A 15,803-nucleotide genomic window follows, 5' to 3' on the forward strand; every position below is an offset into this window, starting at 1 on the left:
GTGCTCCGTTCTGGAGGTCTAACGATTGACCTTGACCTGGCTGAAGGTCGCCGTGGTGTAGACGTGGACGCCGTTCGCCTCCTGGTTGCCGTCCACGGCCAGGCCGATGTAGAACCGGCCGGTCCGCATGACGATGCGCTCGTAGCCGATGCGCTCCCAGTTGAGCGAGTTCTCCGAGAGGAAGGCCTCGAACTCGGTGTCCCCGCCGGTCGGCAGGCTCCGGCAGACCAGGCGCAGCCAGTACGGCTTGTCGTCCAGCGGGTCCTCGCCGGCCGGCGGGTACACGCCGACGCTCGGCGCCGTGCCGTGGGAGGCGACCCTGATCGCCTTGGCGCGCTTGCGGGAGCCGTCCTCGTTGCTGGCCGAGTATCCGATGCCGGCCATCATGAACGGCGAGTTGGGCTCCAGGTCCTGCCGCACCATGATGCCGGCCACGGCGTCGACGTGATTCTTGCTCACGCCGTCCAGCCGGGCGGTGATCTCGAGGACCTCGCCGCGCTTGCTGAACCCGACCGCCTTGTAGGCGAAGTGGAAGGCGTCCTTCCAGCCGGCGATCTTGCCGGACCCCTTGATCGTGAACACGCCGTCCTTGAGCGCCGTGTTGCCGGGGATCGGCACCTCGCCGATGTCCTTGACCTGCCAGCCCGGGTGCGTCCTGGTGCGGTTGACGTGGATCGGCACCAGCGAGGAGGTGGTGGCCGAGCCCGTGCTGTCGGTGGCCCTGGCCGTCAGGAAGTAGGTGCCGTCGGTCACGCCCCTCCAGGTCGCCTGGTACGGGGCCGCCGTCGACTCGCCGATCTTCTCGTCGCCGTGGAAGAACTCGACCTTGGCGATGCTCGCCCCGTCGAGGGCCTTGGCGTCGGCCGTGATCGTGACCGGCTGCTTGTCCTTGTTGGCCGCGAACACCTGGTCGATCTGGGGGGAGGTGATCGTCACCTCCGGGTTGCGGGCCCCGGCTCGCTGGATCGAGTTCAGGTACCGCTCCAGGTTCGTGTACCCGTCACCGCCGGCCGCCTTGGCGTCGTCGGCGTTGTTCGGGTCCAGCCCCTGCGCGGTCTCCCACTCGTCCGGGATGCCGTCCTTGTCGGTGTCGGCCGGCGCGGGCACCTCGGTGGGTAAGGGCAGGAAGCCGCCCACGTCCTTCTGGGAGTTGATGTGCCGGCCCGTGCCGGTGCGCGCCTCGCCGACCAGCCGGGCGTCGATGGCGTCCCGGCGCGGCAGGGTGGCCCCCGCCTGCTCCAGGACGGCCGCGTACGCCTGCTGCGCGCTCTGCTCGGTGATGCCGTTCTCGAACTCCACCGGCTTGGGCAGCAGCGTGATGCCGCCGACCGGGTAGGTGATGCCGAGCGCGTTGTCGGCCGTGACGTCGGCGTGGCCCTCGATCTCGTTGCCGCTGACGTGCCACTGGCCGAACCGGCCGGGGGCGACGATCTCCCTGGCGGTCTTCGGCAGCGTGTTGGGGCCCGGCTTGTAGTAGTTGCCGACCAGGTTGATGCCGTTGGACCACTCGCCGCCGTAGCAGGAGGTGATGCCGTGGTTGTAGATCACGTTGTTGCGGTGGTCCACCACCAGGGCCATGCCCTCTTCGAAGCTGAAGCGCGGGTTGCGCGCGTTCTGGTGGATCAGCAGGTTGTGGTGGTAGGTGACCGTGTCGCCGCCCCACAGGCCGCCCATGCCGTGCCGGCCCTTGTCGTGCACCGAGTTGGTCAGGCCCTCGGAGATGATGCACCACTGCACGGTCACGTTGGTGTTGCCGTAGACGGAGAAGCACTCGTCCACGCCCCAGGAGAAGGAGCAGTGGTCGATGATCAGATCCTTCACGCCGCGGGCGGCGAAGGTGTCGATCGGGGTGCCCATCTCGTCACCGCCGCGGAAGCGCAGGTGGCGCAGGATGATGTTGTCGCCCTTGATCGCCGTCTCGTTGCCGGCGACGGTGACGCCGTGACCCGGGGCGGTCTGGCCGGCGATCGTGAGGTTGGACCCGGTGATGTCGAGCCCGCCCTTGATCTTGATGGTGCCGGCGACCCGGAAGACGATCGTGCCGTCGGACTTGGCGACCGCCTCGCGCAGCGAGCCGGGGCCGTCGTCGGCCAGGGTGGTCACCTCGTACACGGCGCCGCCCCGGCCGCCGGTCGTGTACTTGCCCGCGCCCTCGGCGCCGGGGAAGGCCGCGATCTTCGGCGCCGCCGCGCTCGCCCGGGTGCTCGGAGCAGGCGACGGGGACGGCGTGGGCGCCGAGGCGGCGGCGGCCGTGCCGGCCTGCCCGGCCAGCGCCACGGCGGGGGTGGCCAGCGCCGCCGAGCGCACGAAAGCACGGCGGCTGAATTCTGATTGCTGGGGATCGAAGCCAGGGGCCTCGGTCATCGAAACGCTCTCTTTCCGCCCCGGAAACAGGCAGGGCTGTGCCGTGGATCGGCACACTCCGGACCACGCTGTCGATAGGTGAGAATTTTTATTCAGCCATGAATGGAGTGGATTGCATCACATCGTGAACGACACGGATGTGACTGTCAAGAGCGGTTTCTCCGCCAGATGACGCGCCGGTAAATTCCCAGGACTCGTCCAGGAACGGCGAAGGCCGCCGTGCGGCGTGCGCACGACGGCCCTGTCCTGGGGGCGGGGCTAGTCCTTCAGCAGCTCCTCGGCCACGCCCACGTCCGTGATGAGCGTGTTGACCCAGCCGCCCCTGAGCGCGGCCCTGATGGCGGCGGTCTTGCGCCGCCCGCCGGCGATCGCGATGCGCCGCGGCACGCGCAGCAGGTCGGCGGCAGGGATGCCGAGGATGCGCTCCTCCAGCGGCGAGTCGACCAGCCGCCCCTCGGCGTCGAAGAAGCGCAGGCACACGTCACCCACGGCGCCGAGCCCGCGCAGCGTCTCCATCTCCTCCTCGCCGATCGCGTTGCCGCTCTCCTGCAGCAACGGCGACGGGTTGAGGCTGCCGATCCCGACCAGCACCGTCGTCAGCCGCGACCAGGCGTCCACCACCTGCCGCACCACGTGGTCGTCGGACAGCGCCTGCCGCGCCACCGCCGAGCCGACCAGCCCCGGCGCGGGCAGGAAGACCGGCTCGGCGCCGGTCAGGTCGGCCAGGTGGGCGGCCAGCCGGGTGGCCTGCACCTGCGCGGAGCCCTTGCCCACGCCGCCGATGAGCTGCACGACCTCCTCGGCCACCCGCACCGGGCGGCGCTGCATGGCCTCCACCGTGGCCAGCAGGCTCGCGCTCCACGAGGAGATGCCGAGGTGCTCGCCGCCGATCAGCGTGGCGTCGAGGTACGTCGCGCCCGCCGAGCCCAGCGCGGCCACCACGTCGTGGCTGTCGCCCGAGGCGTCCACGACGATGATCTGCTCCACGCCGTACTTGCGCTCCAGGTCCTCCTCCAGCAGCGCGTGCACGCCGCTGGGCACCACGACCACCGTGCGCACGATGCCGATCTCGGCGGCCTCCTTCAGCAGCCGGGACACGCGCGGCTGCGAGATGCGCAGCTGGGCGGCGATCTGCGGCTGCCGCACGCCGTGCTCGTGGTAGAGCCGGGCCACGCGGACGAGCAGCCGCATGCGCTCGGACTCCTGGCTGAGCCTGCGCCCGCCGAACCGCACGGACTCCGCGCGGCCCTTCTCGAACTGACTGTCAGCTCCCACGATCGCTGGCCTCCGCTTCGGCTCCGCCGCTCCTGCTGGTCCGGTGGCGAGCCCGGGCCACTGCCGAGTGCCATTCTGCTAGGGCGCGACGCCGTTCGCACACCGGCAGAACGGGTGTGTAGCGCCGGCCATGGCGCGGCAGCCCGGACAGCTCCCGGCGGGACCATACACCGGATGCGGCCCCTGCGAGGTGCGCGGCCCCGAGGGCCGACAGCTCGGGCCGGCGCGCGACGCGCACGGCGTGACCGGTCACGTCGGCCTGCCACTGCATGAGGTCGGCGTTGGCGGTGGGCCCGCCGTCGGCCAGTAGCTCCGCCATCGGCCCCGCCGCGCGCTCCATGGCCGACACGACGTCGCCGACCTGCAGGCCGATCGAGTCGACCGCCGCCCTCGCCATGTCCTCCCGCCGGCTGTCCAGGCCGAAACCCGTCATGATCGCTTCTGCCCGGTCGTCCCACCACGGCGCCCCGAGGCCGCCGAACGCCGGCACGATCTGCAGCCTACCCCGGCGGCCGGCGGTCGCGAGCCGCGCCAGCTCCTCGGCCCGGGTCCCCAGAACCCCGGCCAGCCAGGCGATCGTGGCCCCCGTGGACAGGATGTTGCCCTCCAGCGCGTACGCGGGCACGCCGTCGTCCCAGCCGACGGTCAGGCACAGCCCCTCGTCGCTCACCGTCTCCGGCCCCGAGACCAGCCCCATCACCGACGAGCCCGTGCCGTACGTGACCTTGACCCGCCCCGGCTGCCCCGCCGCGTGCGCGAACAGGGCGGCGTGCGAGTCGCCGAGCACCGCAGCGACCGGCACCCCCGCCAGGGCGGGATGCAGCGCCTTGGCGTCGGCGTGGGTCGCGGTGGAGGCCACCACGTGCGGCAGCGCCTCCACCGGCACGCCGAACAGGTCGAGCAGCTCCGGGCTCCACGCCCGCCGCCGCACGTCCAGCAACTGCGTACGGGAGGCGCAGCCGACCTCGATCACGTGCCGGCCGCCCAGCCGGTGCAGCAGCCACGAGTCCACCGTGCCCAGGCACAGCTCACCCTTCAGGGATCGCGCCCGCGCGGGGTCGTGGTGGTCGAGCAGCCAGGCCGCCTTGGCCGCGGAGAACATCGGGTCCAGGGGCAGGCCGCTGGCCCGGCGTACCAGGGGAGCGGCGCCCCCGGCGGCCAGGCGGGAGCACAGGCCGGTGCCCCGGCGGTCCTGCCAGCTCACCAGCGGCCCCAGCGGGGCGCCCGTGGCCCGGTCCCAGAGGATCACCGACTCGCGCTGCACGCTCAGGCCCACGGCGGTGATCCGCCCTGGAGGCGCCTGCGCGAGGCAGCCGGCCACGGCGTCGAGGACGCTGCGCCACAGCTCCTCGCCGTCCTGCTCGACCAGCCCCGGCTCGGGATGCCGCCTGGACAGCGGCGCCGAGGCGCGCGCCACCAGCTCGCCCGCCGCGTCCACCAGGATCGCCTTGGTCGCGCTCGTGCCCTGGTCCACACCCAGCACGAGCGGGTCCCCGAGCGCGGTCACGCGGTCACCGTCCTCGGGCCGAGCGGGTTCTCATGCGTGGTCAAGCCCCAGCACCTCCAACGCCGACCGGGCGATCCCGTCGGCGGTGAGCCCGAAGTACTCCAGCAGGAAACCCGTCTCGCCGGTCGGCGCGAACGCGCGGGTGCCGAGCAGCCGCATCGGCACCGGCCGCGTCTCCAGCACGACCTCCGCCACCGCCGCCCCGAGCCCGCCGGTGGGCACCGCCTCCTCGGCCGTGACGACCGCTCCCGTCTGCCGGGCCGCCGCCACGATCTCCTCCCGGTCGAGGGGCGAGATGGTGGACACGTTCACCACCCGGGCCTGCACCCCGCGCTCCTCCAGCAGCGCCGCTGCCTGCATCGCCCGGCTCACCATCGTGCCCGTCGCCACGATCGTCGCGTCCACGCCCTCGCGCAGCCGCACCGCCCGCCCGTACGTGAAGGCGGGGGCGCCCGGCGGCGACACGTCCGGCACGGGGTACCTGCCGATCCGCAGGAACACCGGCCCCTCCGTCTCCGCCGCCCACCTGATCGCCGCGCGGGTCTGCGCGGGGTCGGCGGGCACGATCACGGGCAGGTCGGCGATGGCCCGCAGCCACGACAGGTCCTCCGTCGAGTGGTGCGTCGGCCCCAGCGCCCCGTACGCCAGGCCGGGGCTCATCCCGCACAGCTTGACGTTCGCCAGGCTGTAGGCCACGTCGGCCTTGATCTGCTCCAGCGCCCTGGCCGTCAGGAACGTCGCAGCCCCGCACACGAACGGCACCAGCCCCGCGTTGGCCAGCCCGGCGCCGATGCCGACCATGTCCTGCTCGGCGATGCCCACGTTGACCAGCCGGTCGGGGAACTCGGCGGCGAACGCGCCCAGCTTGCTGGAGCCCACCGAGTCGTTGCAGACGGCCACGACGCGGCTGTCGGCGCGCGCCAGCCGGACCAGCTCGTCCGCGAAGGCGTCCCTGCAGTCGTGCGTCTCCTCGTGTGCTCGCCGGAGGATCAACGCAGTTCCTCGAGTGCCATGCGGGCCTGCTCGGCGTCCGGCACCTTGTGATGCCACTCCACCCGATCCTCCATGAACGAAACCCCTCGGCCCTTGACGGTCCTGGCGATCACGCAGCGCGGCCGGCCCGCGTCGCGCGGCGCGGTCAGGGCGTCCAGCAGGGCCAGGTGGTCGTGGCCGTCCACCTCGACCGCCTCCCAGCCGAACGCCCGCCACTTGTCGGCCAGCGGCTCCAGCTCGTTGGTCGCGCTGGTGCTGGCGCCCTGCTGCAGGCCGTTCCTGTCGATCACGGCCGTCAGCGACGTGAGCCCCCGATGCCCGGCGGCCATGGCCGCCTCCCAGTTGCTGCCCTCCTGCAGCTCGCCGTCGCCCAGCACCACCACGGTCCTGGCCGCCGAGCCGCGCATCCGCAGGCCGACCGCGATGCCGACGCCCACCGGCAGGCCGTGCCCGAGCGGGCCGGTGCTGGTCTCGACGCCGGGCACCGACCTGCGGCTCGGGTGGCCGTTGAGCGGCGACATCGGGGCCGCGAACGTGCTCAGCCGCTCCGCGGGGAAGTAGCCGCACGTGGCGAGCGTGGTGTAGAGGGCGACCGAGCAGTGGCCCTTGCTCATGACCAGCCGGTCGCGTTCCGGCCATCGGGGGTCGGCCGGGTCGACGCGGAGCACGGCGCCGTACAGGGTGGTGAGGATGTCGGTCACCGACAGGTCGCCGCCCGCGTGGCCGAGGCCCGCCGCCGCGATCGTGCTGATCACGGTGCGGCGGATGCCGCCGGCCAGGGCCGCCAGGGTGGCGGCCGAGTCGTCCCTGCCGGCGTGCGCCAGCCGCTCGCGCAGCCGCCGCCACTCGGCGATGGCCTCGCGGTCGGGGAGGAGGTCGGTGACGTCCCGGCCGGGCGGGGTGGCCGTGATCGTCGTCTGGCTAGGTCGCACGTGCCATCCCGATCGCCGACCAGAGGATCGCCTGCGCGGCGAGCGCGTCCTGCCGCTCCTGCGCGTCCTCCAGCGCTTCCAGGTCGATCCGGTCGCACACCTCCTCCAGCGCCCGGATGGTCCTGATGCTCTCGGACAGGGCGCGTACCGGGTCCTCCCTGAACGGGAACTGGTCGAGCAGGACCGGCTTGTCCCAGCCGATCCGGCGCACGGCCAGCAGGTACTCGACGGTCTCGAACAGGTGCACCGACGCCACCGGCAGGTCGTCGTCCCAGCCGCGCCAGTTGTCGTTCAGCTCGACCGAGACGAGCCGGCCGCGCCGGTGCACGAGCTGCACCGCCTCGGCCGGCGTCTCGCCGGCCAGCAGCGAGTGGCCGAAGTCCATGACGATGCCGACGTTCGGCTGCCCGGCCTCGTCGATGGCCAGCAGCGTACGGGCCGCGTCGGCGAGCGTGATGCGCACGCGCGGCTCCTTGGCCTTGTACTCGATCGCGAACTGCACGTCGGGATGTGCCGAGGCGAGGTCGCGGATCGCGCTCACCGTCAGCTCCCACAGCCGCGCGTAGTCGGCCTGACCCGGCAGGTCGAACCCGTCCTGACCAGGCCAGAACTTCACGTAGTCGGCGCCCAGCTCCCTGGCCACGGCGACGGCCTCGTGCACGCGCTCGGCGGCGCGGCGGCGCACCTCCGGCTCGGGGTTGGTGAACGCCCCTCTGGCGAACTCCCTGGTGTAGAGGTGCGGCGTGATCGCCCTGGCCCGCAGCCCGCGCTCGGCCAGCGCCTGCGCCAGCTCCGACGCCTTGGAGATGCCCTCGGCGAACGGCACGTTGATGTCCAGGCACTCCAGCCCGTCCACGGCCGCCGCCAGGTCCAGCATCTGCGTCATCGTCCTGGCCGGGCCGTAACCGTCGGTCGCGTACCGGTCGACGATCTGCCCGAACGCCCATATCCCGGCGCCGAACGTCAGCATGGTCCTCGTCCCTCCCTGTCAGCGGTGATCCGCGAAGGCGCGTAGCTTCGCGAAGAAGTCCTCATGGATGAAGCGCGCGTCGATCGAGCCGTAGACGCGGATCGGCCGGTTGCCGTCTTCGGCGGCGGAGTGGTCGTACGTGCCGTCGTAACGGAAGGCCGGCGCCGGCCGCTCCACCCAGGTCCCGCAGTCGGGGTGGAGCATCAGCCCGATCGCGGGGGAGTCGCCGAGCACGCGGAACTCGATCGACCCGCCGTGCTGCCGCTCGTTCCACTCCACGAGCTGGCGCACGAGGTAGTCGCCGATCTCGCCGCACGGCGCGACCTTCGCGTCGAGCTCGGCGTAGCCGACGGCCGTCATCCGGTACGTCGGCGCAGGGATCTGCCACACCTTGAGCGCCGAGGAGAAGACGATGTTGGCCGCCACGATGTCGTTGGACAGGTTGAACTCGGGCCTGCCGTTCTGCGGTCCGACGCCGTCGTACCCGCCGCCGCCGATCCAGATCACGGTCACGTCCCGCTCGGCGATGCGCGGCTCCAGCATCAGGGCCGAGGCCATGTCGGTCAGCGGGCCGAGGAAGGCCACGTAGAGCGGCTCGGCCACGTCGCGCATGGCCTCCTCGACGATCAGCTCGACGCCCGGGGCCGGGACCGGGGTGCCGGCGTCGGGCAGCGCGTACGGCGCGCCGTCCGCCACCGGCACCCGGCCGTCGAGCTTCATGAGCCGCAGCAGCAGCTCGATCTCCGCCCGGCTTTCCTCGAGGCTCGACCGGGTGCGCCGGTTGCCGAAATGCGCGGCCACCAGGCCGCGGATGTCCAGGCTCGGGGAGAGCAGGGCGTGCACGATGGCGAATTGGTCGTCCGCCTCGTTTTTCGCATCGGTGTTGATGATCACCCGGCGCCGATGGGAAAAAGTCCTGTCCGCCATGCGACCTCCGCCTGAATATCTATTCAGCAATGTATCTATATTCTGATATTATGTTGTGACATTTGCCGTGTCAAGATCCCAGAGGATCACGGAAAGCGCGTGCGGCGAGATGGTGTGGTCGTCGTGCGTGGCGTCCTCCAGCAGGTCCCACCGCCCCCGCTCGGGCCGCCCGCCGGCGAGCAGCGCCACCCGGTCGCGCACCGGGGCCTGGTAGACGCGGTGGCTCACGCCGTTGAAGCAGCAGTCGTCGAAGCGGTTGAGAATCTGGAGCTGCCCTCTGTTCTCGCCGACCGAGGCCATGACGTACATCTCGAGGTAGTCGTCGGCCGTGCCGGCCGTGATGGAGGAGTAGAAACCGGGGAACGACGCCCTGGTCTGCTCCCAGTCGCCGGTGGTGGGGCTGGGCTTGGGGGAGGCGGCCCGCAGGAAGAACGGCAGCGAGCCGGCGGCCGGGTAGCTGTGGTTGACGCGCGGATCCAGCGCCGCGTACACCGTGGTCGTCCAGCCGCCGCCGGACAGGCCCAGCATCTCGACCGACGCCGGGCGGTAGGCCGCCTGCGCGTGGTTCAGCGTGACGACGAGCGGCTCCAGGAAGAACGTCAGCGTGGAGAACGTCTCGCTCTCCCACGGCACGAGCTCCCGATGGGAAGGGCTCGGCAGCATCGTGCCCGGGCTCCGCGGGTCCTCGATCTGCTGGCCGCCGTTCCAGTGGTGGAACGGCATCGCGTACGCCATCACGCGGTAACCCCGGTCGAGCAGGGCCTGGACGGTGCGGAGCATGGTGTCGAGCGGCTCGCCGTGGCCGTTGTGGTACAGGGCCAGGCGGCGGTTCCACGCCTTGCGGGGCAGGATGTCGTACACCTTGGCGGTGATCTTGTACTGCAGGGGGACCGTGAGCCGGTCGATCCTGCGTACGCCGGTGAGCGAGGCGAACTCGGGGGCGCTCACGCCGGTCTCGACGGTCGGGACCGCCGAGGGCAGGCCGGCGCCCTTCCAGATGAAGTCGACCATCTTCTGCCGGCGGGCGGCGATGTCCTCGGCCTTCGCGATGCCGATCAGCGGCTCGACGTCGACGCCCGCCACGGCCGTGGGCAGCGTCCTGTACTCGGGCCCGAACCTGGCCGCCGCCTCCTGGTTCACCGGCGCGACCGGGCGCGGCGGCCGCTTGCCGCCGTGCGTGGTGACACCGCTCCCGCCGGCGACCGCCCCCGCGGCGCCGCTCCCGCCGGGGACGGCCGCGTGCGCGGCGCCCGCCGGGAGGCCCGCGGCGAGCGCGGCGCCGATCCCGCCCAGCACGCCGCCGAGCACCTTGCGCCTGCTCGCGTCGAGGTCCGTCATCGCGTCACTCCATCCAGGGGATTCCAGCCGCCCAGCACGAACGAGGGGTCGCTCCACTGCTGCGCCTCCTCGGGCGTGAGCTGGCGGGAGCAGGCCAGCCGCTGCGAGGTGTCGATCGGGCGGCCGTCCAGATCGGTGCTGCCGTACTCCCAGAACGAGGCCGACCGGGCCTGCTCGCAGTCGTTCGGATCGATCTGCCAGCCCACCGGCGCCACGTGGGCGTCCATGGTCGTGTCGATGAACACCGCCTGGCTGTGCGTGAACCGCCACACCGCGGTGCGCCCCAGCACCACGGACGCGTCCGGCACCCCTGGCGCCCTGGTCAGCTTGGTGCGCACGAACACGTAGCCCGGCCGCGTGTGGTCGCTGCGGCTCTGCGAGATGTAACCGCGGTCGGTGGACTCCAGCACCGAGTCCTGGATGAACACCGTCCCCGTGCCCCAGACGAAGTCGGTGTCGCCGCGGATGTGGCTGTCGGTGACGAAGCCCTTGCCCTGCAGCCGCAGCGTGTCCTGGTTGCTGAACAGGTTCACGCGCTCCAGCACGATGCGGTCGTTGTTGCCGCGGAACGCCTCGGCCTGCGAGCCGCCGTCCGGGGTCGTGTTGTGCACGGTGAGGTCGGCGAGCCGGAAGTCGGCCGCGTCCACGCCGAACGTCTGCCGCCAGCAGTTGTGCAGGTCGGAGGTCTCCAGCACGCGGCGCGGGCAGACGTCGGCCGGGCCGCCGTTGACCAGCGCCTTGTCGCCGTTGCGCAGGTCGTTGTTGGGGTACCGGATCACGGTGCGGCCCGCGCCCGCGCCCTTGACGGTCAGGTGCGGCCGGTCCTCGCGGACGTAGACCATCTCGGTGTAGACGCCGCGCTTGACGTCGATGGTGACCGGCCGCGTGTTGCCGGTGGGCACGGCGTCGATGGCGCCCTGGACGGTGCAGAAGTCGCCGGCCCCGGAGGCGGAGACGGTCAGGTGGCGCGGGTTGCGCGGCTGGTGCTTCCTGGTCGTGAACTGCCAGCTCGCCGCGTCGTGCCCGGGGAAGACGCCGGCGTCGACGGTGACGGTGTACCTCTGGCCGTACTCGAGCTGACGGTGCGGATGGATGGTGGCGGTGTCGCCCTCCACCATGATCGATTCGTACGAGAAGTCGTGCGGCAGCCCCGTGTCCGAGATCGCCTGGCCGATGTTCTTCTTGTCCGTCTTGGCGGTGGCCGCCTCGATGCGGTCGGCGAGCGTGCCGTCCGCGCGCCGGATCTCGATCGCTCCCGAGGAGCCCAGGGTGACGGGCTGCGGGAAAGTGATCGTCAGGGGGGCGTCCACGCAGGTCCCGCCGCGTCCCGGCGCCGAGAACCGGGGGGCGGTCTCCGCGGCGGCCGGGGTCGTGACTAAGACGAGCGCTGTGACGAGAACGGGGATCGATGCCTTCACATTCGGCCTCTCTGTGCACGAATGGATAATGAGGAGTGAATATATATGTAGACCGCTTAACAGGTCCGGTCAAGAGTTGTGAGCCCTGTCCTCGCGCATGAACCGGCAAGTCGATCCCGTCCGGCGTCTGTAGTGTCGCCGTGTGACGTACGACGACGGCGAGGCGGCAGTACGGGTGACCGCGGCGGAGGCTCCCGCCAACCTCCAGGCCGTGCTCCAGCTCTGCGCGGCGGGGAAGCTGCGGTGCAGCGAGAAGACCCGCCGTCCGAGCGCGGCGACGGTGACGGCCGTGACCTCGGTCCTGGCCGCGGGCGACTTCTACGCGGGCGAACCGATCGCGGCGTTCGCCTGGCCGCTCTTACTGCAGGCCGGCGGGCTGGCCGCGCTGACGGAGGGCAAGCTGCGGCTGACCGCTCGCGGGCGCGCGGCGCTCACCAGGCCCGCTGCGGAGACCATCAGAGATCTGTGGCGGCGCTGGACGGACAACACGCTGATCGACGAGTTCAGCCGGATCGAGGAGATCAAGGGCCAGCGCGGCAAGAACGTGCTGACGGCGGTGAAACCGCGACGGCAGAACGTCGCCGCCGCGCTCGCGCTGTGCGAGCAGGGCGAGTGGGTGGCGATCGACGACCTGTTCGCCCTGATGCGCAGGCAGGGCCTCTCTCCCGTGATCGCGCGCAGCGCACGGGCGATGTGGAAGCTGTACCTCCTGGACCCGCAGTACGGCAGCCTGGGATACGACGGCTTCGGAGACTGGCCGATCCTCGAGGGCCGCTACACGCTCGCCGTGGTGTTCGAGTACGCCGCGACGCTCGGCCTGATCGACGTGGCCTACGTCGAGCCCGAAGGGGCGCGCGAGGACTACCACGACAACTGGGGATCGGACGGGCTGGAGCGGCTCAGCCGCTACGACGGGCTGCGGGCCATCCGGATCAACGATCTGGGCGCCTTCGCGCTCGGGCGCAGCGACACCTACGAGCCGCCCGAGAGCACGACCGACCTGGGGCTCAAGGTGCTGCCGAACTTCGACGTCGTCGTCACCGGCACCCTGCCGCCGGTGGATCGGCTGACCCTCGACGCCTACGCCGTACAGACCTCCGACCGCGTCTGGACCCTGTCGGCACGATCACTCCGGGAGGCGCTCGGCAAGGGCGGCGACCTGGGGCGGCTGCGGGCGTTCCTGGACGAGCGGAGCGGGCAGCCGCTGCCCGGCACCGTGGCCACGCTGCTCACGGACGTGGAGCGCAAGGCCCGCCAGGTGCGGGACAGGGGACTGGTGCGGCTCATCGAGGCCGACGACGCCGCGACGGCGGCCCTCATCGCGGGCGACCGCAAGGCCGGCAAGCTGTGCCGCCTCCTCGGCGACCGTCACCTGTGCGTGTCCCTTGAGGACGAGGCCGCCTTCCGCAGAGCGGCGCGGTCCCTTGGCTACGTCCTGTAGACGCGATCACAGCCGATCGAGCATGGCGATCAAGGCGCGGCGGGCGCTTGTCGTCGAGTCCGCCGCTCGGTGTGCGGCTCGCCACGCGGCGACCATCGCGCCTCCGCATGCGGACGCCGAGCTGTGCTCCCGCGGCTTCGGGAAAAAAATCGAGAAGAAATCCGCGGGCCGTGTCGAAACCGGCCCGGCTCGTTCGCTGCCTAGCCAGAGGGCCGGACCGGCCGGCCCCCGCGACGCAAGGCGGACGACCATGGCTCAGCTCGCCCAGACCTCCTCCCACCCGATCTCCCGCCCGATCTCCCGCCCCCGCCTGCTGCTCGGCTGCGGCGTCCTGGCAGGCCCGATGTACGTGACCGTCGCCCTGGCCCAGGCCTTCACCAGGGAGGGCTTCGACCTGGCCCGCCACCCCTGGAGCTTCCTGGCCAACGGCGACCTCGGCTGGATCCAGACCCTCAACTTCGTCCTCACCGCCCTGGCCACCATCGCCGCCGCCTTCGGCCTGCGCCGTGCCCTCGCACCGGGACGCGGCGCCCGGTGGGCCCCCGTCCTCCTCGGAGCGTTCGGCGCCGGCATGATCGGCGCCGCCCTCTTCCCCGCCGACCCCGCCATGGGATTCCCCGCCGGGACCCCGGAAGGCCCCGGCGCCGTCACCCTCTCCGGCATCCTGCACATGGCCGTCGGCGGCGTGGGCTTCCTGTGCGCGGTCGCGGCCTGCTACGTCGTCGCCTCCCGCTACGCCCGCGACGGACGCAAGGGCTGGGCCTGGTACTCCCGCATCACCGGCACGCTCTTCCTCGGCTCGTTCGCCGGCATCGCCGGCGGCGGCGGGATCGCCTGGTCCAACCTCGCGTTCGTCGCCGGCATCCTGGCCCTCTGGAGCTGGGTGTCGCTACTGTCGCTGGACCTGTCCCGCACTGCCTGAAAGCCCGTGTCGCGCTGAAAGCCCATCTCTCACGAAAGCTCATCCCGCACTGAAAGGCGTCGAACCATGCGTTACCTCGTCACCCTCAAAGTCACCGCCCAGCCCGACGGCCCGCCCCCGGCCGACCTCATGGAGGCCATCATGAAGCTCGGCCAGGAGGCCACCGAGTCCGGCGCCCTGCTCGACACCAGCGGCCTGGCCCCCAGCTCCGAGGGCGCTCGCGTCGAGGTTTCCGGCGGCCGGCTGATCGTCAGCGACGGCCCGTTCGCCGAGGCCAAGGAGATGATCAGCTACGCCGTGTACGAGGTCAGGAGCAAGGAGGAGGCCGTGGAATGGGCCTCCCGCTTCGTCAAGCTGCACCGCGACCTGTGGCCCGGCTGGGAGGGGGAGGCGGACGTGCTCCGCCTGTTCGGCCCCGCGGACTTCGCACCACCCGCCTGATCACGATATTCAGGACGCATGACGGTAGCCGATTCCCACCGGGCGGTCGAGGCGGTCTGGCGCATCGAATCCGCCCGGGTCATCGCCACCCTGGCCCGCATGGTCAACGACATCGGGCTGGCGGAGGAGCTGGCCCAGGACGCCCTGGTGGCGGCGCTCGAAGAATGGCCGCGTAACGGCGTACCGGACAATCCCGGCGCCTGGCTGACGCTGACCGCCAAGCATCGCGCCATCGACCAGTTCCGCCGCCGCGACACCTACCAGCGCAAGCTGCAACAGATCGGCCGCGACATGGAGCTCCGCCAGGAATGGGCAGAAGCCGACCTCGACGACGCCCTCGACGACCACATCGGCGACGACCTGCTGCGCCTGATCTTCACCGCCTGCCACCCGGAACTCCCGGTCGAGGGGCGGCTCGCGCTCACCCTCCGGCTGCTCGGCGGCCTGTCCACCGCCGAGATCGCGCGGGCGTTCCTCGCCCCCGAGCCCACCGCCGGCCAGCGCATCTCCCGCGCCAAGCGCACGCTCGCCGACAAGAAGATCGCCATCGAGCTGCCGCCGCCCGCCGAGCTGCCCGCCCGGCTGGCCTCCGTCCTGGAGGTCATCTATCTGATCTTCAACGAGGGGTACGCGGCCAGCGCGGGCGAGGACTGGATCCGCCCGTCGCTCTGCCAGGAGGCGATGCGGCTCGGCCGGGTGCTGGCCGGGCTCATGCCGGCCGAACCCGAGGTGCACGGCCTGCTGGCGCTCATGGAGATCCAGGCGTCGCGCATCCCGGCCAGGACCGCCCCCGACGGCTCCCCGATCCTCCTCCTGGACCAGGACCGCAGCCGCTGGGACCGGCTGCTCGTGCGCCGCGGCCTGGACGGCCTGCGGCGCGCCGAGCAACTGGGCACGCTCGGCCCGTACGGCCTGCAGGCCGCCATCGCCGCCTGCCACGCCCGCGCCCTCACCCCGCAGGCCACCGACTGGGCCAGGATCGCCGCCCTGTACCGGCTGCTGGCCCACCTCACGCCCTCGCCCGTCGTCGAGCTGAACCGGGCGGTCGCGGTCGGCATGGCCCACGGTCCTGAGCGCGGGCTGGAGATCGCCGACGCCCTCCTGGAGGAGCGCGCGCTACGCGACTACGCGCACCTGCCGGCCGTCCGCGGCGACCTGCTGGCCAGGCTCGGCCGGGCGGATGAGGCCGCCGCGGAGTTCCGTCGCGCGGCGGGGCTGACCCGCAACGCCCGCGAGCGGGAGCTGTTCCTGGAGCGCGCCGCCGGGCTCGACTGA

General features: G+C 71.9%; 13 protein-coding genes. 4 read left to right on the forward strand and 9 right to left on the reverse strand.

What is annotated here, in order from left to right; genetic code table 11:
- Nucleotides 1–18: 18 nt before the first annotated feature.
- The 9 genes from AB0I79_RS13520 to AB0I79_RS13560 all read right to left on the reverse strand — a co-directional run bounded on the left by AB0I79_RS13520 (nt 19) and on the right by AB0I79_RS13560 (nt 11,616).
- Entirely contained in the window at nt 19–2,364 is a 2,346-nt protein-coding gene (locus AB0I79_RS13520; RefSeq protein WP_357871494.1) for an Ig-like domain-containing protein, read from the reverse strand.
- A 258-nt stretch (nt 2,365–2,622) separates the two neighbouring features.
- Nucleotides 2,623–3,639, reverse strand: a complete 1,017-nt coding sequence (locus AB0I79_RS13525) for a sugar-binding transcriptional regulator (protein ID WP_357871497.1) — start codon at nt 3,637–3,639, stop codon at nt 2,623–2,625.
- Nucleotides 3,629–5,146, reverse strand: a complete 1,518-nt coding sequence (locus AB0I79_RS13530; RefSeq protein ID WP_357871500.1) for an FGGY family carbohydrate kinase — start codon at nt 5,144–5,146, stop codon at nt 3,629–3,631. The genes AB0I79_RS13525 and AB0I79_RS13530 overlap by 11 nt, the downstream gene beginning before the upstream one ends.
- A 30-nt stretch (nt 5,147–5,176) precedes the next feature.
- Nucleotides 5,177–6,139 (reverse strand): transketolase C-terminal domain-containing protein, encoded by a 963-nt coding sequence (locus AB0I79_RS13535; RefSeq protein ID WP_357871503.1) that lies wholly within the window; start codon nt 6,137–6,139, stop codon nt 5,177–5,179.
- Nucleotides 6,136–7,071, reverse strand: coding sequence for a transketolase (locus tag AB0I79_RS13540; RefSeq protein ID WP_357871505.1), 936 nt, complete (start codon nt 7,069–7,071; stop codon nt 6,136–6,138). The genes AB0I79_RS13535 and AB0I79_RS13540 overlap by 4 nt, the downstream gene beginning before the upstream one ends.
- Entirely contained in the window at nt 7,061–8,041 is a 981-nt protein-coding gene (locus AB0I79_RS13545; protein WP_357871508.1) for a TIM barrel protein, read from the reverse strand. Before AB0I79_RS13545 ends, AB0I79_RS13540 begins: the two co-directional genes overlap by 11 nt.
- Nucleotides 8,042–8,059: 18 nt before the next feature.
- The gene (locus AB0I79_RS13550) at nt 8,060–8,935 is read right to left on the reverse strand and encodes a nucleoside hydrolase (protein WP_357871510.1); all 876 of its coding nucleotides are present in this window, start codon (nt 8,933–8,935) and stop codon (nt 8,060–8,062) included.
- Nucleotides 8,936–9,016: 81 nt separating this feature from the next.
- Nucleotides 9,017–10,306, reverse strand: coding sequence for a hypothetical protein (locus tag AB0I79_RS13555; protein WP_357871513.1), 1,290 nt, complete (start codon nt 10,304–10,306; stop codon nt 9,017–9,019).
- Complete coding sequence (locus tag AB0I79_RS13560; RefSeq protein WP_357871516.1) at nt 10,303–11,616, reverse strand: pectinesterase family protein; 1,314 nt, start codon at nt 11,614–11,616, stop codon at nt 10,303–10,305. Before AB0I79_RS13560 ends, AB0I79_RS13555 begins: the two co-directional genes overlap by 4 nt.
- Before the next feature lie 250 nt (nt 11,617–11,866).
- Here AB0I79_RS13560 and AB0I79_RS13565 point away from each other — a divergent pair, with 250 nt between their 5' ends.
- The 4 genes from AB0I79_RS13565 (at nt 11,867) to AB0I79_RS13580 (ending at nt 15,803) form a co-directional block, all read left to right on the forward strand.
- Nucleotides 11,867–13,165, forward strand: a complete 1,299-nt coding sequence (locus AB0I79_RS13565) for a hypothetical protein (protein WP_357871518.1) — start codon at nt 11,867–11,869, stop codon at nt 13,163–13,165.
- Between the two features lie 250 nt (nt 13,166–13,415).
- Complete coding sequence (locus AB0I79_RS13570; protein WP_357871521.1) at nt 13,416–14,087, forward strand: DUF998 domain-containing protein; 672 nt, start codon at nt 13,416–13,418, stop codon at nt 14,085–14,087.
- A gap of 66 nt (nt 14,088–14,153) precedes the next feature.
- Nucleotides 14,154–14,528 carry a YciI family protein gene (locus AB0I79_RS13575; protein ID WP_357871523.1) on the forward strand — a complete coding sequence of 125 codons (375 nt, stop codon included), beginning with the start codon at nt 14,154–14,156 and terminating at the stop codon, nt 14,526–14,528.
- Nucleotides 14,529–14,546: 18 nt separating this feature from the next.
- Nucleotides 14,547–15,803, forward strand: a complete 1,257-nt coding sequence (locus tag AB0I79_RS13580) for an RNA polymerase sigma factor (RefSeq protein ID WP_357871526.1) — start codon at nt 14,547–14,549, stop codon at nt 15,801–15,803.

The sequence above is a fragment of the Nonomuraea sp. NPDC050202 genome (assembly GCF_040656115.1).
Taxonomy (GTDB): domain Bacteria; phylum Actinomycetota; class Actinomycetes; order Streptosporangiales; family Streptosporangiaceae; genus Nonomuraea.

Excerpts from the sequence above, each read along its gene's own strand:
- AB0I79_RS13555 (WP_357871513.1), bottom strand. The coding sequence starts at position 10,306 with ATGACGGACCTCGACGCGAGCAGGCGCAAGGTGCTCGGCGGCGTGCTG.
- AB0I79_RS13580 (WP_357871526.1), top strand. The coding sequence starts at position 14,547 with ATGACGGTAGCCGATTCCCACCGGGCGGTCGAGGCGGTCTGGCGCATC.
- AB0I79_RS13575 (WP_357871523.1), top strand. The coding sequence starts at position 14,154 with ATGCGTTACCTCGTCACCCTCAAAGTCACCGCCCAGCCCGACGGCCCG.
- AB0I79_RS13570 (WP_357871521.1), top strand. The coding sequence starts at position 13,416 with ATGGCTCAGCTCGCCCAGACCTCCTCCCACCCGATCTCCCGCCCGATC.
- AB0I79_RS13545 (WP_357871508.1), bottom strand. The coding sequence starts at position 8,041 with ATGCTGACGTTCGGCGCCGGGATATGGGCGTTCGGGCAGATCGTCGAC.
- AB0I79_RS13520 (WP_357871494.1), bottom strand. The coding sequence starts at position 2,364 with ATGACCGAGGCCCCTGGCTTCGATCCCCAGCAATCAGAATTCAGCCGC.